This is a genomic window from Cupriavidus basilensis, from assembly GCF_000832305.1.
GTDB classification, from domain to species: Bacteria; Pseudomonadota; Gammaproteobacteria; order Burkholderiales; family Burkholderiaceae; genus Cupriavidus; species Cupriavidus basilensis_F.
Window position 1 is genome coordinate 979,708 of sequence record NZ_CP010536.1, and the last position, 22,356, is coordinate 1,002,063.

The 22,356-nt window shown below is 64.8% G+C and carries 16 protein-coding genes and 1 other RNA gene; 9 read left to right on the top strand and 8 right to left on the bottom strand.

Annotated elements, in window-relative coordinates:
- Positions 1-56: 56 nt before the first annotated feature.
- Both cphA (RR42_RS04405) and cphA (RR42_RS04410) read right to left on the bottom strand, forming a co-directional pair.
- A complete protein-coding gene (cphA, locus tag RR42_RS04405) occupies positions 57-2,627 on the bottom strand; it encodes a cyanophycin synthetase (protein WP_043351361.1) in 2,571 nt (856 codons plus the stop codon).
- Between the two features lie 20 nt (positions 2,628-2,647).
- Positions 2,648-5,284, bottom strand: coding sequence for a cyanophycin synthetase (gene cphA, locus RR42_RS04410; protein ID WP_043344463.1), 2,637 nt, complete (start codon positions 5,282-5,284; stop codon positions 2,648-2,650).
- Positions 5,285-5,524: 240 nt separating this feature from the next.
- On the opposite strand from cphA (RR42_RS04410), the gene RR42_RS04415 reads away from it, so the two are divergent.
- Entirely contained in the window at positions 5,525-7,813 is a 2,289-nt protein-coding gene (locus tag RR42_RS04415; protein ID WP_043344465.1) for an ABC transporter ATP-binding protein, read from the top strand.
- A 14-nt stretch (positions 7,814-7,827) separates the two neighbouring features.
- Positions 7,828-8,298 carry a DUF1854 domain-containing protein gene (locus RR42_RS04420; protein ID WP_144409738.1) on the top strand — a complete coding sequence of 157 codons (471 nt, stop codon included), beginning with the start codon at positions 7,828-7,830 and terminating at the stop codon, positions 8,296-8,298.
- An 8-nt stretch (positions 8,299-8,306) separates the two neighbouring features.
- Here RR42_RS04420 and RR42_RS04425 read toward each other — a convergent pair whose 3' ends face one another.
- The 5 genes from RR42_RS04425 to ompA all read right to left on the bottom strand — a co-directional run bounded on the left by RR42_RS04425 (position 8,307) and on the right by ompA (position 12,135).
- Complete coding sequence (locus RR42_RS04425; RefSeq protein ID WP_043344470.1) at positions 8,307-9,170, bottom strand: hypothetical protein; 864 nt, start codon at positions 9,168-9,170, stop codon at positions 8,307-8,309.
- Between the two features lie 447 nt (positions 9,171-9,617).
- Positions 9,618-9,942: a transfer-messenger RNA gene (ssrA, locus tag RR42_RS38085) on the bottom strand.
- The gene (gene gph / locus RR42_RS04430; protein WP_043344471.1) at positions 9,941-10,612 is read right to left on the bottom strand and encodes a phosphoglycolate phosphatase; all 672 of its coding nucleotides are present in this window, start codon (positions 10,610-10,612) and stop codon (positions 9,941-9,943) included. Before gph ends, ssrA begins: the two co-directional genes overlap by 2 nt.
- Before the next feature lie 2 nt (positions 10,613-10,614).
- On the bottom strand, positions 10,615-11,364 hold the full coding sequence (gene ubiG / locus RR42_RS04435; RefSeq protein WP_043344472.1) for a bifunctional 2-polyprenyl-6-hydroxyphenol methylase/3-demethylubiquinol 3-O-methyltransferase UbiG: 750 nt from the start codon (positions 11,362-11,364) through the stop codon (positions 10,615-10,617).
- A gap of 111 nt (positions 11,365-11,475) precedes the next feature.
- The gene (ompA, locus tag RR42_RS04440; protein WP_043344473.1) at positions 11,476-12,135 is read right to left on the bottom strand and encodes an outer membrane protein OmpA; all 660 of its coding nucleotides are present in this window, start codon (positions 12,133-12,135) and stop codon (positions 11,476-11,478) included.
- Positions 12,136-12,593: 458 nt separating this feature from the next.
- Between ompA and gyrA the strand changes: the two genes are divergently transcribed.
- The 7 genes from gyrA (at position 12,594) to aroA (ending at position 22,104) form a co-directional block, all read left to right on the top strand.
- On the top strand, positions 12,594-15,308 hold the full coding sequence (gene gyrA, locus RR42_RS04445) for a DNA gyrase subunit A (protein WP_043344474.1): 2,715 nt from the start codon (positions 12,594-12,596) through the stop codon (positions 15,306-15,308).
- 81 nt (positions 15,309-15,389) lie between these two features.
- Complete coding sequence (locus tag RR42_RS04450; RefSeq protein ID WP_043344476.1) at positions 15,390-15,953, top strand: DUF2059 domain-containing protein; 564 nt, start codon at positions 15,390-15,392, stop codon at positions 15,951-15,953.
- Positions 15,954-16,075: 122 nt separating this feature from the next.
- Positions 16,076-17,236, top strand: coding sequence for a 3-phosphoserine/phosphohydroxythreonine transaminase (serC, locus tag RR42_RS04455; RefSeq protein WP_043344478.1), 1,161 nt, complete (start codon positions 16,076-16,078; stop codon positions 17,234-17,236).
- A gap of 117 nt (positions 17,237-17,353) precedes the next feature.
- Complete coding sequence (gene pheA / locus RR42_RS04460) at positions 17,354-18,493, top strand: prephenate dehydratase (protein ID WP_043344480.1); 1,140 nt, start codon at positions 17,354-17,356, stop codon at positions 18,491-18,493.
- Positions 18,494-18,537: 44 nt separating this feature from the next.
- Positions 18,538-19,653, top strand: a complete 1,116-nt coding sequence (gene hisC, locus RR42_RS04465) for a histidinol-phosphate transaminase (protein WP_043351363.1) — start codon at positions 18,538-18,540, stop codon at positions 19,651-19,653.
- 138 nt (positions 19,654-19,791) lie between these two features.
- Positions 19,792-20,700 (top strand): prephenate dehydrogenase, encoded by a 909-nt coding sequence (locus RR42_RS04470; protein WP_043351365.1) that lies wholly within the window; start codon positions 19,792-19,794, stop codon positions 20,698-20,700.
- Between the two features lie 93 nt (positions 20,701-20,793).
- Complete coding sequence (aroA, locus tag RR42_RS04475; protein WP_043351366.1) at positions 20,794-22,104, top strand: 3-phosphoshikimate 1-carboxyvinyltransferase; 1,311 nt, start codon at positions 20,794-20,796, stop codon at positions 22,102-22,104.
- Here aroA and RR42_RS04480 read toward each other — a convergent pair whose 3' ends face one another.
- Positions 22,105-22,338 (bottom strand): DUF2061 domain-containing protein, encoded by a 234-nt coding sequence (locus RR42_RS04480; protein WP_043344481.1) that lies wholly within the window; start codon positions 22,336-22,338, stop codon positions 22,105-22,107.
- Between the last annotated feature and the right edge of the window lie 18 nt (positions 22,339-22,356).

The window sequence follows — 22,356 nt, forward strand, 5'->3', positions numbered from 1 at the left end:
GCAAGAAAGCCAGCCGACGAGGCTGGCTTTCTGCTTGCTGCGTGGCGACTTCCCACTCACCCTTGAGCAATCCTCTGCTCAATATGCGCCAGCGCCTCCTCCACCTGATCCACCAGAATCAGGCAAAGATCCCCCGGCTGCAAATGCGACAACGCAGTATCGATAGCAAGGAACTCCCCACGGATCTCCTCGACTGCGCTGGCGCGCTTCGCGCCCTCCAGGCCTTCGCGCAGCAGGGCCAGCACTTCGCCGTCCTCGCGTCCGCGCTGGCACTGGTCCTGGTACAGGATCACTTCGTCGAACACATCGCCAAGGATCTCCGTCTGGCGGCGGATATCGACGTCGCGGCGGTCGCCGGCACCGCTGATCACCACCGAGCGGCGCTCGGCCGGCATGCCTTCGATGGCGTTGCACAGGGCCTGGATCGCATCCGGGTTGTGGCCGTAGTCGGCGATCAGCGTCGCGCCCTTGTAGTCGAATACGTTGAAGCGGCCGGGGGCGGTGGCCGCATCGTTGACGAAGGTTGCCAGGCCACGGCGGATCACTTCCCAGTCGATGCCCAGCGCCCACGCCGCCGCTGTGGCGGACATGGCGTTCTCGACCTGGAAGCCGATCGAGCCGCCGCGCGTCAGCGGAATGCTCGACAGCGCGATGCGCACCTGGTTCTCGCCTTCGGCGGCCACGATATGGCCATCCTCGACGTACACCACGCGCTTGCCCTGCGCGCAGTGCGTAGCCATCACGGGGTTGTTGAGGTCGGCCGCGAAGAACGTCACGGCGCCCGGGCAGGCGTCGGCCATACGCACCACCATGGGGTCCGCGGCATTGAGCACGGCCATGCCGTGCGGCGCCACGTTCTGCACGATGACGCTTTTCAGCACGGCGAGGTCTTCCACGGTGCTGATGAAGGACAGTCCGAGGTGATCGCCTTCGCCCACGTTGGTGACCACCGCCACGTCGCAGCGGTCGAAGGCCAGGCCTTCGCGCAGCAGGCCGCCGCGCGCGGTCTCGAACACGGCGGCGTCCACGTCGGGGTGCATCAGCACATTGCGGGCGCTGCGCGGGCCGCTGCAGTCGCCGGTATCGATGCGCTCGCCCTTGACGTAGACACCGTCGGTGCCGGTCATGCCGATGCGCAGGCCGCTGCCGGCCAGCAGGTGGGCAATCAGGCGGACCGTGGTGGTCTTGCCGTTGGTGCCGGAGACCGCCACCACGGGGATGCGGCCATCGTCGCCGTCGGCGAACATCGTGGAGATGATGGCCTCGCCCACCGCACGTCCCTTGCCGTAGGAGGGTTGCAGGTGCATGCGCAGGCCCGGCGCCGCATTGACTTCGACGATGCCGCCGGCTTGTTCCTCGAACGGCTTGAGCACGGTCTCGCAGACCGCGTCGACGCCGCAGATGTCCAGGCCGACCATGCGCGCGGCCGCCACGGCTCGGGCCGCCATGTCCGGGTGCACATCGTCGGTGACGTCCGTCGCGCTGCCGCCGGTGGACAGGTTGGCATTGTTGCGCAGCACCACGCGGGTGCCCTTGGGCGGCACCGCATCCGCGGTGAGATGCTGCTTGGCCAGCGTGGCCAGCGCGATATCGTCAAAGCGGATCTTGGTCAGTGAGGTGGCGTGTCCCTCGCCGCGGCGCGGGTCGCGATTCACTTCCTCGACCAGCTGGCGCACGGTGTGCTTGCCATCGCCGGTGACCTGGGGCGGATCGCGGCGGGCCGCGGCGACCAGGTGGTTGCCCACCACCAGCAGGCGGAAATCGTGGCCGGGAATATAGCGCTCGACGATCACGTCGGAACTGATCTCGGCGGCGACTTCATAGGCGGCGATGACTTCCTCGCGGGTGCGGATGCGCACCGCCACGCCCTTGCCCTGGTTGCCGTCGCGCGGCTTGACCACCACCGGCGCATCGATTTCCTGCGCGGCGGCCCAGGCTTCGTCGGGGTCCGAGACGGAGCGTCCCATCGGCACCGGCACGCCGGCGGCGTGCAGCAGCTTCTTGGTGAGCTCCTTGTCTTGTGCGATCGATTCCGCGACCGCGCTGGTCATGTCGGTTTCGGCGGCCTGGATGCGGCGTTGCTTGCTGCCCCAGCCAAACTGGACCATGCTGCCTTGCGTCAGGCGGCGATACGGAATGCCGCGTGCCACGCCCGCGTAGACGATGGAGCCGGTGCTCGGCCCCAGGCGCACGTCTTCGTCGAGCTCGCGCAGCCGATGCAGCGCACCAGCCAGGTCGAACGGCATGTCGTCGCGCGCGGCGCGGCACAGCGTGGCGGCTAGTTCCAGCGCCAGCCGGCCGACTTCTTCCTCGCTGTACTGCACTACCACCTGATAGGTGCCGGGTTCGACGGTGGGTGCGGTGCGGCTGAAGCTGACCGGGCAGCCGGCCTCTGCTTGCAGGCGCATGGCCGCGCATTCGAGCGCGTGCGCCAGCGACACCACGCCTTCGTTGTCATCGGGCCGCAGCGGGCCTACCTCGGGAAAGCGCGCGCGCAGGCGTTCTTCAAAACCGGGCAACTGTGCCAGCGTGTGGGCCTCGTCGGAGCAAGAAACGATGGCTTCGATGGCGGTGTGGCGGCACCACAGGTTAGGGCCGCGCAGGGCCCGGATACGTGAGACTTCCATGAAATCAGTTTCCTTGCGGATCAGGCGCGGCGGCCCGGTTGGCCCATCCACTGGTGCACCAGGTCGATCGTCGGCAGGGTCGTCGCCTCATCGCATTGCAGGACCAGCAGGTCGCCGGCCACTACTTGTGCGAGTGCGGCCTCGATCGCCTGGCGGCGCGAGCCCTCGTCGATGATCTTGGTCACGCGGCGGCCTTCATACAGGCCCTGCTTGAGCAGCGCGCGTGCCTCGGCATCCGGCAGCGCGCGCTTGACCGAGGTGTCTTCGCACAGGAAGACGCGGTCGAACGCGGCACCCAGCACCTTGCCTTGCTTGACCATGTCTTCGTCGCGGCGCGGCGCGCCGGCGCCGTACACCACCACGCGGCGCTCGCTCGGGAAGCGTTCCAGCGATGCCACCAGCGCTTCCAGCGCGGGTGCATTGTGGGCGTCGTCGATCACCACGATGGCACCGTTGCGCTCGAACAGCGTGAAGCGTCCGGGCACATCCACTTGGCCCACATCGAATGTCACCACGCCGGCACGGATCAGGTCGTTGGAGATGCCCAGCGCCCAGCCGGTGGCCACAGCCGCCAGCACGTTCTCGACCTGGAAGGCCACGCGGCCCGCATAGGTGAGGGGGATCGCGGCCACGTCGGCCAGCGGCACCTCGCGGCTGCCGGTGGCGAGCACCACCTTGCCGTCGCGCACGTAGACCGCGCGGCGGCCCGCCGCGCGATGCGCGGCAATGGCGGGCAGGTCGGCCGTCATGCCGAAGAAGATCACGTCGCCATCGCACAGCTGCGCCATCTCCACCACCAGCGGGTCGCGCGCGTTGAGCACGGCCACGCCGCCGTCCAGCACCACGTCGACTTGCGTGCGCAGCACGTTGTACATCTTCTCGACTTCCTCGACGTAATACTGGCCAAGGTGGTCGGGCACATCGATATTGGTCACCACGCCGACCTGGCAACGGTCGTAGGCGAGTCCTTCGGACAGGATGGCGCCGCTGTCGTTCTCGATCACGGCGGCATCCACCGCGCGGTTCATCAGGATGCGGCGGGCCGCGTCCCAGTTGGCGCGGTCGCCGCCCTGCACCTGGCGGCGGTCCAGGTAGAGACCGTCGCTGCAAGCCAGGCCGGTGTGCTTGCCCGAGAGCTGCAGCAGGCGTGCGACCAGCTTGGCCACCACGGTCTTGCCGTTGGTGCCGGTGATGCCGACCACGGGAATGCGGCCGTTGTCGTCGCCTTCGCCAGCCGGGAACAGGTGATCCACCACGGCACGGCCCACCGGGCGGGCTTCGCCGTTGGAGGGTTTCAGGTGCATCAGCAGGCCGGGGCCGGCATTGACCTCGACAATGGCGCCGCGCTGCTCGGCGAGCGGCCGCGAAATGTCCTGCGCCACCAGGTCGACGCCGGCAATGTCCAGGCCCACGATGCGGGCGGCCAGCGAGGCATGCGCGGCCACGCTCGGGTGCACGCGGTCGGTCACGTCGAAGGCCACGTTGCCGTTGCGCTGGATCAGCACATGCTTGCCCTCGGGCGGTACGGACGTGGCGTCGAAGCCCTGGCGCTTGAGTTCCAGGCGCGCGGCCGAATCCAGCCGCACTTTGTTGAGCGGGTGGTCTTCGGTGCTGCCGCGGCGCGGGTCGGAATTGATCTGCGACTCGATCAGCTCGTCGATGGTCGACTTGCCGTCGCCGGTCACGCTGGCGGTCTCGCCCATGGCGGCGGCTACTAGGCGGCCGCCCACCACCAGCAGGCGGTGTTCGTTGCCCAGCACAAAGCGCTCGACGATGACGCCGCTGCCTTCGTCGATGGCGACGCCGTAGGCGGTCTCGACTTCTTCGCGCGTGGTCAGGTTGGTGAACACGCCGCGGCCGTGGTTGCCGTCATAGGGCTTGACCACCACCGGCAGGCCGATGTCCTCGGCGGCGTCCCAGGCGTCGGCGGCACTTTCCACCAGCCGGCCTTCGGGCACGGGCACGCCGCAGGATTCCAGCAGGCTCTTGGTCAGGTCCTTGTCGCGCGAGATGCTCTCGGCGATGGCGGCGGTGCGGTCGGTCTCTGCGGTCCAGATGCGGCGCTGGCGGCTGCCATAGCCGAGTTGCACCAGGTTGCCCTCGGACAGGCGCAGCGCCGGGATGTTGCGGTCGTCGGCCGCATCGACAATGCAGGCAGTGCTCGGACCCAGGCAGTGCTTGTCCACCAGGCGGCGCAGGTGATCCACCGTCTCCTGAACGTCGTAGGGGCGGTCCTCGATGGCGGCCATCACCAGGTCGCGGGCGGCGAACAGGGCGGCACGGGTGACATCCTCGTGCCAGGCCCGCACGATCACCTTGTAGACACCCCGGATCGGGGTCTCGCGCGCCTTGCCGAAGCCGCCGGGCATGCCGGCGAGATTCTGCAGCTCAAGCGTGACGTGTTCCAGGATGTGGCCAGGCCACGTGCCTTCCTTGAGCCGCCGCAGGAAGCCGCCGCGCTCGCCGATACTGCAGCGATGCTCGACCAGCGAGGGCAGCCATGCCGACAGGCGCTCGTAGAACCCCGGAATCGTGTTGGAGGGAAAATCCTCCAGTTCCCCGATATCGACCCACGCCTCCAGCACAGGCCGATATGTCCACATATTCGGGCCGCGCAGCGACATGACATCGAAAATCTCAATGTCCTTCTTTTTCATTGATTTAGCTTGAGGCAGTGGGCGAGTGCCCGAGAAATAGAAGCCTAACCTTTCAGTAACGTTACAACGGTCAGCCGGTTGACTTTCTTGATTAAAAAGCGATTGTGCAGTGCATCAGGGGCGCCCGTGTGTTTGGCCTTATGTATACTGCGGGCAAATCGGCGGGCCGCCAGGGCGCGCCCGCGCTAAATTGTTTCAAGTTATGTCCATAGCCCAAGGACGCAGCATGCCGTACCAACGATGACCCAACCTTCCTTGCCCGTGATTGACAGCGACGCCCAGAACGAGCCGTGGCGTAACGAACTCGGCGCCCGCCTGCAGCCTGGCGAAGCCGTGCTTGCCTGGCTCGAAGTCGACCTTGACGCAAAGCTGCATTTTACCCAAGGCTGGGTACTTGTGACGGATCGTCGCTTGCTGGCGCGCATGCCGGGACAAAAAGACTGGCAGGAATGGGCGATCCAGCCCGGATTATCGCTGCATCACGCCGATCATGCGGGGGTTGGCACGCTGGAGTTGCAAGACAGCGGGCGATTGCTGGCCAGTTGGCGCTATACGCTGGGCTACAACCCGGCCGCGTTGCGCCTGATCGACCAGTTCCACGCGCAGCGCGACCTGTCGGCCTCGGGCCGGGCAGGGCAGTTGGATCTGGATGCCGAAGCGGTCTGCCCGACCTGCAAGGCCCCGCTCCCCCCGGACGACGACCAATGCCCGCAATGCAGCCGTGACCTGGAAACGCCGCCGTCGACCTGGGCGCTATTGCGCCTGTGGCGGTTCGCCCGGCCGTACCGCTTCCAGTTGCTGGCCGGTTTCCTGCTGACGCTGCTGTCCACCGCCGCGACGCTGGTGCCGCCGTACCTGACCATGCCGCTGATGGACAACGTGCTGATCCCCTACCAGAACGGGCTGCCCATCGATTACGACCGGGTCAAGCTGTACCTGGCCGGCCTGCTGGGTGCGGCGCTGGTGGCGTGGAGCCTTGGCTGGGCTCGCACCTATCTGCTGGCGCGAGTGTCCGAGCGCATCGGCGCGGACCTGCGCACTACCACGTACGAGCACTTGCTGCGCCTGTCGCTAGAGTACTTCGGCGGCAAGCGCACGGGCGACCTGATGGCCCGCATCGGCTCGGAAAGTGATCGCATCTGCGTGTTTCTGTCGCTACATCTGCTGGATTTCGCCACCGACGTGCTGATGATCGTCATGACGGCGGCCATCCTGATTTCGATCAACCCGTGGCTGGCACTGGTGACCCTGGTGCCGCTGCCGTTCATCGCGTGGATGATCCACCTGGTGCGCGACCGGCTGCGCCACGGCTTCGAGAAGATCGACCGGATCTGGTCGGAGATCACCAACGTGCTGGCCGATACCATCCCGGGCATCCGCGTGGTCAAGGCCTTCGCGCAGGAAAAGCGCGAAGTGGAACGCTTCCGGGAAGCCAACCGGCACAACCTGGCCATCAACGACCGCGTCAACGCGGTGTGGTCGCTGTTTACCCCGACCGTGACGCTGCTGACCGAGATCGGCTTGCTGGTGGTGTGGATCTTCGGCATCTGGCAGGTCTCGCACAAAGCGATCACGGTCGGCGTGCTGGTGGCCTTCCTCACCTATATCAGCCGCTTCTACACACGCCTGGATTCGATGAGCCGCATCGTCTCGGTCACGCAGAAGGCCGCCGCCGGCGCCAAGCGCATCTTCGATATCCTCGATCATGTCTCCAGCGTGCCGGAACCCACGCGGCCGGTGCATCTGGAGCGTGTGGAGGGCGCCATCGAGCTGCGCGACCTGGGCTTCCGCTACGGCAACCGTGCCGTGATCCGCGGGCTCAACCTGTCGATCGCACCGGGCGAGATGATTGGCCTGGTGGGACACAGCGGGTCAGGCAAGAGCACGCTGGTCAACCTGATCTGCCGCTTCTACGATGTCTCGGAAGGCGCGATCCGGCTGGACGGCGTCGATATCCGCTCGCTGCCGGTCTCGGAGTTCCGCAGCCATATCGGGCTGGTGCTGCAGGAGCCGTTCCTGTTCTTTGGCACGATTGCCGAGAACATTGCCTACGGCAAACCGGGTGCTTCGCGCGAAGAGATCATCGCCGCGGCGCGCGCCGCCCATGCGCACGAGTTCATTCTGCGCCTGCCGCACGGCTACGACTCTTTGGTGGGCGAGCGCGGGCAAGCGCTGTCCGGCGGCGAGCGCCAGCGCATCTCCATCGCTCGCGCGCTGCTGATCAACCCGCGCATCCTGATCATGGACGAGGCCACCTCGTCGGTGGATACGACGACGGAGAAGGAAATCCAGAAGGCGCTGGACAACCTGGTGCAAGGCCGCACCACCATCGCCATCGCCCACCGCCTGTCCACGCTGCGCAAGGCGGACCGCCTGGTGGTAATGGATCGTGGACAGATCGTGGAGGTTGGCAACCACGATGAGTTGCTGGCGCGCGAAGGCGCCTACTACAAGCTCTACCAGGCGCAGGCCCGCAATGTCGATGCCGACGCGGATCTCACCTCCGCCGATGCGGTCAACGTGCAATAAGGATGGGAGCCCACATGCAGCAAGTCGATTTCAAGCTCTCCCGCAATGCCCTTGGCCGCCTGGTGATGACCACGGCGGATGGCGTTGTGCATGATGGTGTCGTTCCCGTGCGCGCCTTCCCCATCGCCGCGCCCGACGATGGTGTCGGCCTCGTCAGCGCCGATGGCCGCGAGCTGGCCTGGCTGCCCCGCCTGGATACCTTGCCCGCCCCGGTGCGCGAGATGATCGAGGCCGAACTGGCCAGCCGTGAATTCATGCCGGAAATCCGCCGCATCCGCTCGGTATCGACCTACGCCACCCCCAGCACCTGGGAGGTGGAGACGGATCGTGGCCTCACGTCGCTGGTGCTGCGTGGCGAGGAAGACATCCGCCGCCTCGCCGGATCTACGTTGCTGATCTCCGACAGTCACGGCATCCATTACCTGGTGCGCAACCTGGCCAGCCTGGACAAGGGCAGCCGCAAGATCCTCGATCGTTTTCTCTAGGCCGTGCTTCAGAGCTTGCCAGTGAAGATGACCCCGACCTGGCGGTCGGGGCGCATCGCAAACAGGTAGATCTGGCCGGGCGTGGGCAAGCTATGCGTGGTGGTGGGGTCGTAGTAGGCGATGCCGGTCATGGGTGTGTTCGCGTAGCGGCAGGTCGGCCCAAGCAGCTGCAACGTGACGTTGTAGACCTTGCCCTGGCGCCGCGGCGTGGCGGTCCCGGTAAAGCTGCAGCCCGAGGCGCTGCCGTCTAGCGTGAGGTTGCCGCTGGCGTCGATGGAAAGCCTTACCGCACCCGCCGTGATTCCGGTCGTGTCAATGACGTTCGACGTGCCGTAGTAAGTCCCCTTCATGCCGTCGGCGGTTGCGATGAAGTTGTAGTCGGTGCTGTAGGTGGCATTGACAACCGTGCTCTTGCCGTTGCGGTAGGTGACCTGCGCCTGGATCGACTTGCCCGGCACGTAGGCCGCCATCAAGTTCGCTGCAGTCAGGCTGTAGCCCGCCGCCTCCTGATTGAAATCCAGCCCGTTGTTATTGGTGGTGAGCGCGCCGCTGCCCGAGCTGTAGTTGCCGCTCAGGACTCCGGCTGATACGTCCGGTATGCCCGCCATCGCGTAGAAGGCGTAATAGACGTTCTCGTCCAGTACCAGGATGTTGAACCGCTCACCGGCGGCAGAGGTGCCGATATAGAAGCCGGAGCCGAGCGCGATGGTGTCGGGCGCTGCCGGGATCACCGGCGTCGACGGGGCCGTGGGGGTCGTGGGTGTGGAAGCGGGAGGCGTGCGCACGATCGCCAGTCCGTCACTGTTGTCGCCCGATCCGCCGCAGCCTGCGAGGGCCAGCGCAACGCTTGCAGCCCCAATGAGTTTCTTCATTTGTACTTTGCCCGTTCCGGTGCACGTGAGCGCCTCTGGCGCCGCTTTTCGGTTTCCGAGAAAATCTCGACTGTAACAGATGATTACAATTTGTTGATGACCTTGCGTCGGTGGCCGGGCTGAGCGCTGTTCGAGCGCGCAAAAAAAGACGCCCGCACAGGACTGAGCGGGCGCTGGAGGGCAACTCCGGACGTGAAGCTACGAAGGCTCGCAGTCTGGAAGACTGCCTCTGCAGAGGCAGCTTGTGTAGATGATGCAGGCTTGAGGGTGTTATGTGAATCGGACAAATCCTAATTCGGCGGAAATTTCCCGCGTTTCCAGCAATTTCCTGGGGATAGTGCGGGCACCGCCCTCATTATCAAAGCCGGAAAAAAGAAAACCCCGAGGATGCCTATCCTCGGGGTTTCGGTAGTCCCGGAAATAACCGGGACTGAATATTGGTGGGCCGGCGGGAATCGAACCCGCGTCCGCAAGCCCTCCACAGAGAGTTCTACATACTTAGTCCTGTCATTTGATCTAACCGGTGCATCGCGGACGGACACGCTCTACAACGGCGAGTCACTAAATTTTCGTCCCTGGGTCCGTGACAAACTCAGGGCTTATCTGGCGTTAATGACCTCGCGTAGTCTTGCGACTCTAGCCCGCCAGCGAGCCAGTGCGAGGACGGCCGCAATTAAGCGGCCAGTGCGTAACGTTCGTCGTTAGCAGTTAGAGAGGTTGTACTCCGTTGGCGGCTTCGGGTGTAAATGCCCGTCGCGCCGCCGCCCGCGTCAGCGCTGTGCGCGAGGGGCCAGCAGCGCGATCAGCTCGCTGGGATGGCGCACCAGGTAGTCGGCACCCCATGCCTCGGGCGGCTCGCCATCGCCGCAGTAGCCGTAGGCAGCGGTGATGGTGATCATGCCGGCGGCCTTGCCGGCCTGGATGTCGCGTACATCATCGCCAACGTACACGCAGCGCCCGGGCGCCACGCCGCTGACTTCGGCGGCATGCAGCAGCGGTGCGGGGTGGGGCTTGGCATGCGCCGTGGTGTCGCCGCTGACCACGGCCGAGGCGCGTGGCGCCAGCCCGATGGCGGCGACCAGCGGCGCGGTGAAGCGCGTGATCTTGTTGGTGACGATACCCCAGCGGATGCCGGCGGTTTCCAGCGCGTCAAGCACTTCGGCCATGCCGTCGAACAGGCGCGTATGCACCGCGATGTCGGCCTCGTAGTAATCGAGGAAGGTGTCGCGCAGGGCGGGGAACTCGGGGTCGGCCGGGCTCTTGCCGAAGGCGGCGCCAATCAGCCCGCGCGCGCCGTGCGAGGCCACCGGGCGGAGTTTTTCGTAGTCCACGGGCGGGCGGCCATGCTCGGTGACGAGCCGGTTCGCGGCCGCGGCCAGGTCGGGGGCGGTGTCGGCGAGCGTGCCGTCGAGATCAAAGAAGACTGCGTCGTAGGTGCGCATGTTCAGGCAGGCCGGCGAAATGCCATCATATAGTTCACATCGGTGTCCCGGCCCAGCGAGTAGACCTGGGTCAGCGGGTTGTAGGTCATGCCGCGCATCTCGACCAGTTCGAGCCCGGTGTTGCGGGCGTAGCGGGCGAGTTCGGACGGCGTGATGAACTTGTCGTAGTCGTGCGTGCCGCGCGGCAGCATCTTGAGCACGTATTCAGCGCCGACCACGGCCAGCAGATAGGCCTTGAGGTTGCGGTTGATCGTGGAGCAGAACACGTGACCACCCGGGCGTACCAGGGTGGCGCAGGCGCGCAGGACCGATTGCGGGTCGGGCACGTGCTCCAGCATTTCCATGCAGGTCACCACATCGACGCTGGCTGGCATGCGCGCCGCCAGCGCTTCGGCAGCGATCTCTTCGTAGGTTACTGTCACGCCGGACTCCAGACTGTGCAGGTCGGCGACCTTCAGCGCCTTGGTGGACAGGTCGATGCCGCGCACCGTGGCGCCGGTGCGCGCCATGCTCTCCGCCAGGATGCCGCCACCGCAGCCGATGTCGACTACATCCTTGCCCTTGAGGCTGGCGATGCCATCAATCCAGCCGAGCCGCAAGGGATTGAGTTCATGCAGCGGCTTGAACTCGCTTTCCGGATCCCACCAGCGATGGGCCAGCTCGCTGAACTTGTCGATTTCGCGCGCGTCGGCGTTCTTGCCGATCAAGGTGGTTTCAACGGTCGGATGGAGCGGGGAGGATATCTGCGTCATGGAGTTTGGCGCGCCACCAGTGCGGCAGCGTGAAGGCGGAGGGTATGCCGCGACTGTATCAAAAAAAAAGCCCAGCTTGCGCTGGGCTTTCTTTCATCGGAAAGGTTCCGATTAACGTGCGCTGCGGGTGCCGACCACTTCGACTTCCACGCGGCGATTCGGCTGCTGGCAGGCGATTTGTGCCTTGCGATTGCCCTTGCACGACTTCGGGTCAACCTTCAGCTGGCGCTTGCCCTTGCCTTCGGTGTAGACACGGTTGGCTTCCACGCCCTTGCTGACCAGATACGCCTTGACGGCTTCAGCACGACGGATCGACAGGCGATCGTTGTACTTGTCCGAACCGAACGAGTCGGTGTGGCCAACTGCGATAATCACTTCCAGGGTGATGCCCGACAGCTTGGAGGACAGGTCGTCCAGCTTTGCCTTGCCTTCCGGCTTCAGCACAGCCTTGTCGAAATCGAACAGGGTGTCAGCAGCGAAAGTGACCTTTTCGCTGGAAACAACCGGGGGAACAGCTGCCGGGGGTTGCGTTGCCGCCGGAGCGACCGCCGGTGCCAGGGCGCCGTCGCACAGGGCGTTGGCGGTGGCCGGGGTCCACGAGCTGTCGCGCCAGCAGAGCTCGTTCGTGCCGTTCTTCCACACGTACTCGCTCGTACCGTTGCCCCAGCTATCGTTCACAGCCTTCTTTTCGTAGGGGACGGACTGGGCTTGAGCGGATGCAGCCATTACTGCGGTAGCTGCAACGAGCGCGAGCTTGGCAAATTTTTTCATATTTCTCCTCTCAGGATGAGATCACCGCAGGGTTACTGCGAGCAAATGGACGGAAACAAGTCATACATTCTTCGGAGTATAACATTCTCGATGCGGTGTATGCTCCACTTCGAACAATGTCTGGCTCTTCGCTGGGGAATTGTGCCACAAGGGTCGTTTCCTAAGAAGTAAATATATTCGATTCCATCAATGGGTTTTAGGCCTGTGGTGTTTGTGCAACATGGCCCTTGCGATGCCCGCAAACCCTTGTCAGGCCGTGCTTGCAGGCTTTTCGACTCGGCCTTGCGCGTGCTTTCTGGGCGCTGCCGAAGCCCCTGCCAAGGGGGGCGCCGCGGCTAAGGGAGAGGGCAGCCGCGCATGTTAGAATGTCACGTTGCCCACCTGTCAGACGCCGCTTTGGCGAATGGCGATTCACCTGGGTGCCTTCTGTTTAAATTCGCCGGATAACCCACGCCGCAATGGATCAATTCGCCAAAGAAACCCTTCCGGTCTCCCTCGAAGAGGAAATGCGCCGTTCCTATCTCGATTACGCCATGAGCGTGATCGTCGGGCGCGCGCTTCCCGATGTGCGGGATGGCTTGAAGCCGGTACACCGGCGTGTGCTCTATGCGATGCATGAGCTTAACAACGACTGGAACCGGCCGTACAAGAAATCGGCCCGTATCGTAGGGGATGTGATTGGTAAGTATCACCCCCACGGTGATACTGCTGTATACGATACGATCGTGCGGATGGCGCAGAATTTCTCGCTGCGCTACATGCTGGTCGATGGCCAGGGTAACTTCGGTTCAGTGGACGGGGATAACGCGGCAGCCATGCGTTATACCGAAATCCGCTTGTCCAAGATTGCCCACGAGATGCTGCTCGATATCGATAAGGAAACTGTCGATTTCGGGCCGAATTATGACGGCTCCGAACATGAGCCGCTGATTCTGCCGGCACGTATCCCGAATCTGCTGATTAATGGTTCGTCGGGTATCGCGGTGGGTATGGCCACCAATATCCCGCCGCATAACCTTAACGAAGTGGTCGATGGCTGCCTGCATCTGCTGCGTAATCCGCAAGCTACGATTGACGAACTGATCGAGCTGATTCCGGCACCGGACTTCCCGACCGCCGGCATTATCTATGGCATCCAGGGCGTGCGCGAAGGCTACCGCACCGGCCGCGGCCGCGTCGTCATGCGCGCCAAGACGCACTTCGAGGATATCGACCGTGGCCAGCGCCAGGCGATCATCGTCGACGAGCTGCCCTACCAGGTCAACAAGCGCACCCTGCTCGAGCGCATCGCCGAGCTGGTGACGGACAAGAAGGTCGAGGGCATCTCCGATATCCGCGACGAGTCCGACAAATCCGGCATGCGCGTGGTGATCGAGCTCAAGCGCAACGAAGTGCCGGAAGTGGTGCTTAACAATCTATATAAGCACACCCAGCTGCAGGACACCTTCGGCATGAACATGGTGGCGCTGGTCGATGGCCAGCCGCGCCTGCTGAACCTGCGCCAGATGCTGGATTGCTTCCTGTCGCACCGGCGCGAGGTCGTCACCCGCCGCACCGTGTTCGAGCTGCGCAAGGCGCGCGAGCGCGGCCACGTGCTGGAGGGCCTGGCGGTGGCTCTTGCCAACATCGATGAGTTCATCGCCATCATCAAGGCGGCGCCCACGCCCCCCATCGCCAAGCAAGGGCTGATGGCCAAGGCCTGGGATTCCAGCCTGGTGCGCGAAATGCTGGCACGCGCTGAAGGCGATACCGCCGGCGGCCGGGCGTCCTATCGCCCGGACGGCCTGCCGGCCATCTTCGGCATGCAAGCCGACGGGCTGTACCGCCTGTCCGACTCGCAAGCCCAGGAAATCCTGCAGATGCGCCTGCAGCGCCTCACGGGCCTGGAACAGGACAAGATCGTCCAGGAATACCGCGATGTCATGGCGGTCATCTCCGACCTGCTCGACATCCTGTCGCGCCCGGAGCGCATCAGCACCATCATCACCGACGAGCTGACCGCCATCCGCGCCGAGTTCGGCGACGTGCGCCGTTCGCACATCGAACTCAACGCGACCGAGCTCGATACCGAGGACCTGATCACCCCGCAGGACATGGTGGTGACCCTGTCGCACAGTGGCTATATGAAGAGCCAGCCGATTTCCGAGTACCGCGCGCAAAAGCGCGGCGGCCGCGGCAAGCTGGCGACCACCACCAAGGAAGACGACTGGATCGACACGCTGTTCGTCGCCAACACGCACGACTACATCCTGTGTTTCTCGAACCGCGGCCGGCTGTACTGGCTGAAGGTGTACGAGGTGCCACAGGGGTCGCGCAACTCGCGCGGCAGGCCGATCGTCAATATGTTCCCGCTGTCCGATGGCGAGAAGATCAACGTCATCCTGCCGGTGCGCCAGTTCGACGCCGAGCACTTCATTTTCATGAGCACTGCGCGCGGCACTGTCAAGAAGACGGCGCTGACCGAGTTTTCGAACCCGCGCAAGGCCGGCATCATCGCTGTCGATCTTGATGAGGGCGACTACCTGATCGGCGCTGCCGTCACCGATGGCCAGCACGACGTGATGCTGTTCTCGGATTCCGGCAAGGCCGTGCGCTTCGACGAAAACGACGTGCGTCCGATGGGCCGCCAGGCCCGCGGCGTGCGCGGCATGAATCTGGAAGAAAGCCAGACGGTGATCGCCATGCTGGTGGCCCCGGCTGAGACCAGCGAGCAGGCCGTCGCAGTGGGCAGTGTGCTGACCGCCACCGAAAACGGTTACGGCAAGCGCACCCCGATCGCCGAGTACACTCGACACGGCCGTGGCACCAAGGGCATGATTGCGATCCAGACGAGCGAGCGCAACGGCCGGGTGGTGGCTGCCGCGCTGGTGTCGCCGGAGGACGAGATCATGCTGATCACGACCGGCGGCGTGCTGATCCGCACACGTGTGTCTGAAATCCGCGAGATGGGGCGTGCCACGCAAGGCGTGACCCTGATCAATGTGGACGAGGGCACCAAGCTGTCCGGCCTGCAGCGAATCGTCGAAAGCGATGCCGACAACGGTGTGGCGGGCGACGAACTCGAAGAAGGGGCTGACGCGGTGGATGCGGCGGCTCCGGCTGCCGACGGTGAGCAGGCGGGTGCGCAGGACGGCACCGACGCCGGCACGCCTGACACGGGATCAAATTCGTAAGTTGTTGCAACATTGACCCGTTATCCGGAACTCGATTGCCGGTTGCGGGACTAAAACGGACATATTTACAAGGGAGTCACAATGCTCAAAACCTATCGACGTATCGCTGTTCTGGCTGCCTTCGTACCGGCCATGATGCTGGCCAACGCGGCGCATGCCCAGGACGCCGACAAGACCGCTGCCATCAAGGAACTACTGACCGTGATGCAGGCCGACCAGGCCGTCAAGGGCCAGGCCGAGAACTGGCAGCAAGGCGCCAAGCAGGAAGCGCCCATGGTCCTGGAGCAGGTACTGGTCGAGAACAAGACGCTCAACGACAAGCAAAAGCAAGCTGCTGTCGAGAAGCTCAAGAAGAACGGCGCGGTGCAGCGCATGGTTGATGGCGCCGGCACGGCGTTCACCACCGATGGCTTCAAGACCGATGCCATGAAGGCCCACTACGACGCCTTCGGCAAGTACTACAGCGCCCAGGAAATCAAGGACCTGACCACGTTCCTGAAGTCGCCGACCGGCCAGAAGTTCATGGCTAACCAGGGCAAGGCGACCCAGGAAATCTGGGGCTCGATGATGCAAAAGTACGGCCCGCAAGTCGGCAAGTCGATGCGCGACGCCGCCGAGAAGGAGATCGCCGCCGCGGCGAAGTAATTCACCGGCGGGCAGGCTGGGCGGGCGGGGCGCTGTCCTCGCCTCCCCAATCCGGCGCGGGTTTGATGGATAATGGCTGCTTGGGTAATACCGGCAGCCATTTTTCATTTCGATCCCGATCCATGAACGAACCCCAGAATCCAGCACTTGCCGCCATGATGCAGCGCGCCGTGGCCGAGCGTGTCTATAACTTCTCGCCGGGTCCGGCGGCCCTGCCGACCGAAGTGCTGCTGCAGGCAGCCGACGAGATGCTGTCGTGGCACGGATCCGGCGTCTCGGTGATGGAAATGAGCCACCGCAGCCGCGAGTTCGAGAGCATCCAGGCCGAGGCGCTGGCCAACCTGCGCGAGCTGCTGCAGGTGCCGAAGAACTTCCGCATCCTGTTCCTGCAGGGCGGTGCCATCGGCGAAAACGGCATCGTGCCGCTGAACCTGATGCGCCGCGTGAACGCGGATCGTCCCAAGGCGGATTTCGTCGTCACCGGTACCTGGTCGGTCAAGTCCGAGCAGGAAGCGCGCCGCTACGGCGAGGTGAATATCGCAGCCACCAGCACCGCGCAAAAGTTCGCCCGCATCCCGGATGTCGCTGACTGGAAGCTGTCGGACGATGCTGCCTACGTGCACCTGTGCACCAACGAAACCATCGTTGGCGTGGAGTTCCAGGACGTGCCCGACATCGGCCAGCACCGCGACGGCGGACCGGTCGTGGTCGCCGACGTCTCCAGCCACATCCTGTCGCGCCCGGTCGACTGGTCGCGCGTGCAGGTCGCCTACGGCGGCGCGCAAAAGAACATCGGGCCGGCCGGCCTGACCATCGTGATCGTGCGCGAAGACCTGCTGGGCCATGCGCATCCCCTGTGCCCATCCGCCTTCAACTGGCGCCTGGTGGCCGAGCATGACTCGATGTACAACACGCCGCCGACCTATTCCATCTATATCGCCGGGCTGGTTTTCAAGTGGCTCAAGGCGCAGGGCGGCGTAGGCGCCATCGAGCAACGCAATATCGCCAAGTCGCACGCGCTGTATGAGTTCCTCGACCAGAGCGCGTTCTACCGCAACGAGATCGATCCAGGCAGCCGCTCGCGCATGAACGTGCCGTTTTTCCTGGCCGACGAATCCCGCAACGACGCCTTCCTGGCGGGCGCGCGTGCCAATGGCCTGGTGCAGTTGAAGGGCCACAAGTCGGTCGGCGGCATGCGCGCCAGCCTCTACAACGCCATGCCGATCGAGGGCGTTGCCGCCCTGATCGAGTATATGCGCGAGTTCGAGCGGACCGCGGCCTGATCCTTTGTTCGCTGCGGCATCGCGTGGCGATGCCGCAGTGGTGCCGATTCGGTTTTTCCCAAGGCCATTTCACTGCCATTGGCACTGCGCAATGGCGTGGCGTAGCGGATTCATACAATGACAAATCAAGACAAGCAGGGCGCGCAGGGGGAGGCGCAGCAGGACAATGGCGCGGCCGAAAAGGCGCTGGGCGTCGAGCTGACGCCGCTGCGCGAGCAGATCGACACGCTCGACCGCGAGCTGCTGGCGATGCTGAACCGCCGCGCGCAACTCGCCCTCGACGTGGGCGAGGTCAAGAAGAAGTACGGCGCGCCGGTGTTCCGCCCCGAGCGCGAGTTGCAGGTGATTCGCAAGGTGCAGGGGGCCAACCCTGGCCCCCTGCTAGACGACAGCGTGGCGGCAATCTGGCGTGAAGTCATGTCGGCCTGCCGCGGGCTGGAGAAGCCGCTCGAGGTGGCATTCCTCGGCCCGGCAGGCACCTTCTCGGAGCAGGCGCTGTACGCGCACTTTGGTCACGAGGTCAGCGGCGTACCCTGCCCCAGCATTGATGAGGTGTTCCGCGCGGTGGAAGCCGGCACCGTGGAGTACGGCGTGGTGCCGGTGGAGAATTCCACGGAGGGCGCGGTCTCGCGCACGCTGGACCTGTTCCTGCAGACCTCGCTGAAGATCAGTGGCGAGATCGCGCTGAAGGTGCACCACAACCTGATGGCATCGTCGCCCGATATGAAAGGCGTGACCGTGGTGCGCGCGCATGCGCAGGCGCTGGCGCAGTGCCAGCACTGGCTCACGGCCAACTACCCGCACCTGGAGCGCCAGGCGGTGTCGAGCAATGCGGAAGCGGCACGCATGGCCAGCGAGGATCCCACCGTGGCGGCCATCGCCGGCGAGTCGGCGGCCAATCGCTACCACCTGCATCTGGTGCGCACGCACATCCAGGATGATCCGCATAACCGCACGCGCTTTGCCGTGATCGGCCGCTACGAAACCGAGCCCTCCGGCAGCGACCAGACCTCGATGATCCTCTCGGTGCCCAACAAGGCAGGCGCGGTCTACCAGTTGCTTGCGCCGCTGGCCGACAACGGTGTGTCGATGTGCCGGTTCGAGTCGCGCCCAGCGCGCAGCGGCGCGTGGGAGTACTACTTCTACGTCGACGTCGAAGGCCACCAGCACGATGCTTCAGTGGCGCGCGCGCTGGAAGAGTTGCGCCGCAACGCGGCCTACTTCAAGGTGCTGGGCTCGTATCCGTCCAGCCGTTAACAGGATCGGCGATCCGCGAACAACGTTTCAGAGAAGGAATGAACATGGCAGAGCAGGGCAAGCAGTTCGGTCCGGAGTATGTGCGGGCGATTTCCCCGTACGTGGCGGGCAAGCCGATTTCCGAAGTGGCGCGCGAGTTTGGGCTGGTTGAGTCCACCATCGTCAAGCTGGCCTCGAACGAGAATCCGCTCGGCATGCCCGAATCGGCCCGGACCGCCATCGCTGCCGCCGTGGCCGACCTGGGCCGTTACCCGGACGCGAACGGCTTCGCTTTGAAGGGCGCGCTGTCGGCCCGCTTCGACGTGCCGCCAGACTGGCTCACGCTGGGCAACGGCAGCAACGATATCCTGGAAATCGCGGCGCATGCGCTGGTCAAGCCAGGCGAGTCGATCGTCTATGCGGAGCATTCTTTCGCGGTGTACGCGCTGGCCACGCAGGAAGTCGGCGCGCGCGCCATCGAGGTCAAGGCGCGCGACTACGGCCACGATCTCGACGCCATGGCCGTGGCCATCGCCCCGGACACGCGCCTGGTCTTTATCGCCAATCCTAACAACCCGACCGGCACCTTCCTGCCGGCCGCCGAGATCGAGACCTTCCTGGCCAAGGTGCCGGCCGATGTCGTGGTGGTGCTGGACGAGGCCTACAACGAATACCTGGACGACGCGCAGCAGTACGATTCGATCGCGTGGGTCCGCAAGTATCCCAACCTGTTGGTATCGCGCACCTTCTCCAAGGCCTATGGCCTGGCCGGGCTGCGCATTGGCTACGCCGTGGCGCAGCCCGCGCTGACCGATCTGCTCAACCGTATCCGCCAACCCTTCAACGTCAACAGCCTGGCCCAGGCAGCGGCGGTGGCGGCGCTGGGCGATGCGGCCTTCCTGCAGCGCAGCGCCGAGCTGAACCGTGCCGGCAAGGCACAACTGGTGGCTGCATTCGACCGGCTTGGCCTGCAATACGTGCCGTCCTCGGGCAATTTCGTGCTGGTGCGCGTGGGGAGGGACGATGGCGCCGGCGCGCGCGTCAACCTGGCGCTGCTCAAGCAGGGCGTGATTGTACGGCCGGTGGGCAACTACAACCTGCCGCAATGGCTGCGTATCACCATCGGCCTGCCCGAGGAAAACGCGGCGTTTATCGCGGCGCTGGAAAAGGCCCTCAAGTAAGCGCTGTTGCGAGCAATGTCCCGGCCCGCTGCGGGCCGGCGCCATGCGCGCGCGCGAAGGCGCAATGGCGGCGCCGCCCTCCGGCGGAGAAGTTACAATATCGGATTCCCGAACTTCCTTGCCTGGCAGCGTATCCCCGTGACCGTTCCTGCGTCCGCTCCATTTTTTTCCCGTGTCGTCATTGTCGGTGTCGGCCTGATCGGCGGCTCGCTGGCACTCGCGCTCAAGCGCGCAGGTGCGGTCGGCACGGTGGTCGGCGTCGGCCGCTCGCAAGCTTCGCTCGAGCGTGCGCTCAAGCTGGGCGTGATCGACGAGGCGGCCACGCTGGAAGACGCCGCCAAGGGCGCCAGCATGATCGTGCTGTGCGCGCCGGTGGCACAGACCTTTGCGCTGCTCCATGCACTTGAGCCGCATCTGGAGCCGGCTACGATCATCACGGATGCCGGCAGCACCAAGTCCGACGTCATCATGGCGGCCAAGACCGCGCTGGGCGACAAGGCGGCCCAGTTCGTGCCGGCCCATCCGATTGCCGGGCGCGAACTGCATGGCGTGGAAGCGGCGCTGGACGATCTCTATGTCGGCAAGAAGGTCGTGCTGTGCCCGCTGCAGGAGAATACCCGCATTGACGTGGCGGGCGTGCGCGCCATGTGGGAGACCGCGGGCGCCCAGTGCAGCGTGATGTCGGCCGTGCAGCACGATGCCGTGTTTGCCGCCGTCAGCCATTTGCCGCACCTGCTTTCCTATGCGCTGGTGGCCCAGGTGGCCAATGCCGAAGACGCTGCGCTCAAGCTCGATTTCGCGGGTGGCGGCTTCCGGGATTTCACCCGGATCGCGGCGTCGTCGCCGGAGATGTGGCGCGATATCTGCGTTGGCAACCGCGAGGCGATGTTGAGTGAGCTCAGCACCTACCAGGCCATGCTGGCGCATCTGAAGACCCTGATCGAAAACAGCAACGGCGAGGGCCTGGAGCGTATTTTCCAGCGCGCCAGCCAGGCGCGGCAGCAATGGGGCGCGCAGCGCGCGCCGGCTGTCAACGCCGAGCCCTGATCGCCACGCAATCCGGCGCTACGCGAACGCCACGTCATCAACGAAAGCGGCGCGCCTTTCATCGAAAGCCGCCCGCCAACTAGCATGGAAACCATGGAACATCTCACGCTCGGTCCCTTCACTCGCGCTTCGGGCACGGTTCGCCTGCCGGGTTCCAAGAGCATCTCGAACCGGGTCCTGCTGCTGGCGGCGCTGGCCGAAGGAGAGACCCGCGTGTGCGACCTGCTCGACTCGGATGACACGCGCGTGATGCTGCAGGCGCTGCGCACGCTGGGCGTGGAATGGCGCCAGGAGGAAGGCGTTTGCGTGGTGCGCGGCGTGGGCGGCAAATTTCCCAACAAGGCAGCCGAGCTGTTCATGGGCAATGCGGGTACGGCGATTCGCCCGCTGACCGCGGCGCTGGCGCTGCAGGGCGGGAGCTACAAGCTGTCCGGCGTGCCGCGTATGCACGAGCGGCCGATCGGCGATCTGGTCGATGGTCTGCGCCAGATAGGCGCGAGCGTCGCCTACCTTGGCACCGAGGGCTATCCGCCCTTGCAGATTTCCCCCGCACGGATTCGCATCGATGCGCCAATCCGCGTGCGTGGCGACGTGTCCAGCCAGTTCCTGACGGCGTTGCTGATGGCCTTGCCGCTGGCCGATGCGCCTGGCGACACCATCGAGATCGAAGTGGTGGGCGAGCTGATTTCCAAGCCCTATGTGGAGATCACGCTCAACCTGCTGGCGCGCTTTGGCATCGAGATCCGGCGCGAGGGCTGGTCACGCTTCATCCTGCCGGCTCGCGCGGCATACCGCTCGCCGGGCGAGATTTTTGTCGAGGGCGACGCATCCTCGGCCTCCTACTTCCTGGCGGCGGGCGCTATCGGCGGCGGCCCGCTGCGGGTGGAGGGCGTGGGCATGGCCAGCATCCAGGGCGACGTCAAGTTTGCCGAGGCGCTTAACCGCATGGGCGCCAACGTGATGGCCGGCGCCAACTGGATCGAGGTCCGCGGCACCGAGCGCGACGACGGCCGCTTGAACGGCATCGAACTGGACTGCAACCATATTCCGGATGCTGCCATGACCTTGGCGGTGGCGGCGCTGTTCGCCGAAGGGCCTACCACGCTAACCAATATCGCAAGCTGGCGAGTCAAGGAAACCGACCGCATCAGCGCGATGGCCGCCGAGTTGCGCAAGCTGGGCGTCGAAGTGGAGGAGGGTGCGGATTACCTGAAGGTGACGCCACCGGCCCAATCCGCCTGGCAGACCCCGGCCGCCGGCATCGATACTTACGATGACCACCGCATGGCGATGTGCTTTTCGCTGGCCGCGTTCGGTCCGCTGCCGGTGCGTATCAACGAGCCTGGCTGCGTGGCAAAGACGTTCCCTGATTACTTCGAGGTGTTTGGCGCGGTGGCGCGCTGATCACGTAGCCAGTGGCAGGTCATCGCCGCCGTACCCGGTCTGGGGCAGGGTCTTGTGCTTCGCCCCGGGTTCGCGCCGTTCCCAGTAGCGGTCGAAGAAGTAATGCGCCACAGTGTTGACTGCTGGTTCGATGAACGTCACGGCGCCGCTGACAGCCAGATTGCCGGTCAGTGCATAAGTGACGCCGAAGGCAATGGCAACGTGCATGATGCCGAACGTCAGGGTCTTGGCCATGGTAGATTGCCTCGCGAA

Bases quoted from the DNA above. Each gene is read 5' to 3' on its own strand.
- cphA (WP_043351361.1), bottom strand. From the start codon at position 2,627: ATGGAAGTCTCACGTATCCGGGCCCTGCGCGGCCCTAACCTGTGGTGC.
- cphA (WP_043344463.1), bottom strand. From the start codon at position 5,284: ATGAAAAAGAAGGACATTGAGATTTTCGATGTCATGTCGCTGCGCGGC.
- RR42_RS04415 (WP_043344465.1), top strand. From the start codon at position 5,525: ATGACCCAACCTTCCTTGCCCGTGATTGACAGCGACGCCCAGAACGAG.
- RR42_RS04420 (WP_144409738.1), top strand. From the start codon at position 7,828: ATGCAGCAAGTCGATTTCAAGCTCTCCCGCAATGCCCTTGGCCGCCTG.
- RR42_RS04425 (WP_043344470.1), bottom strand. From the start codon at position 9,170: ATGAAGAAACTCATTGGGGCTGCAAGCGTTGCGCTGGCCCTCGCAGGC.
- gph (WP_043344471.1), bottom strand. From the start codon at position 10,612: ATGCGCACCTACGACGCAGTCTTCTTTGATCTCGACGGCACGCTCGCC.
- ubiG (WP_043344472.1), bottom strand. From the start codon at position 11,364: ATGACGCAGATATCCTCCCCGCTCCATCCGACCGTTGAAACCACCTTG.
- ompA (WP_043344473.1), bottom strand. From the start codon at position 12,135: ATGAAAAAATTTGCCAAGCTCGCGCTCGTTGCAGCTACCGCAGTAATG.
- gyrA (WP_043344474.1), top strand. From the start codon at position 12,594: ATGGATCAATTCGCCAAAGAAACCCTTCCGGTCTCCCTCGAAGAGGAA.
- RR42_RS04450 (WP_043344476.1), top strand. From the start codon at position 15,390: ATGCTCAAAACCTATCGACGTATCGCTGTTCTGGCTGCCTTCGTACCG.
- serC (WP_043344478.1), top strand. From the start codon at position 16,076: ATGAACGAACCCCAGAATCCAGCACTTGCCGCCATGATGCAGCGCGCC.
- pheA (WP_043344480.1), top strand. From the start codon at position 17,354: ATGACAAATCAAGACAAGCAGGGCGCGCAGGGGGAGGCGCAGCAGGAC.
- hisC (WP_043351363.1), top strand. From the start codon at position 18,538: ATGGCAGAGCAGGGCAAGCAGTTCGGTCCGGAGTATGTGCGGGCGATT.
- aroA (WP_043351366.1), top strand. From the start codon at position 20,794: ATGGAACATCTCACGCTCGGTCCCTTCACTCGCGCTTCGGGCACGGTT.
- RR42_RS04480 (WP_043344481.1), bottom strand. From the start codon at position 22,338: ATGGCCAAGACCCTGACGTTCGGCATCATGCACGTTGCCATTGCCTTC.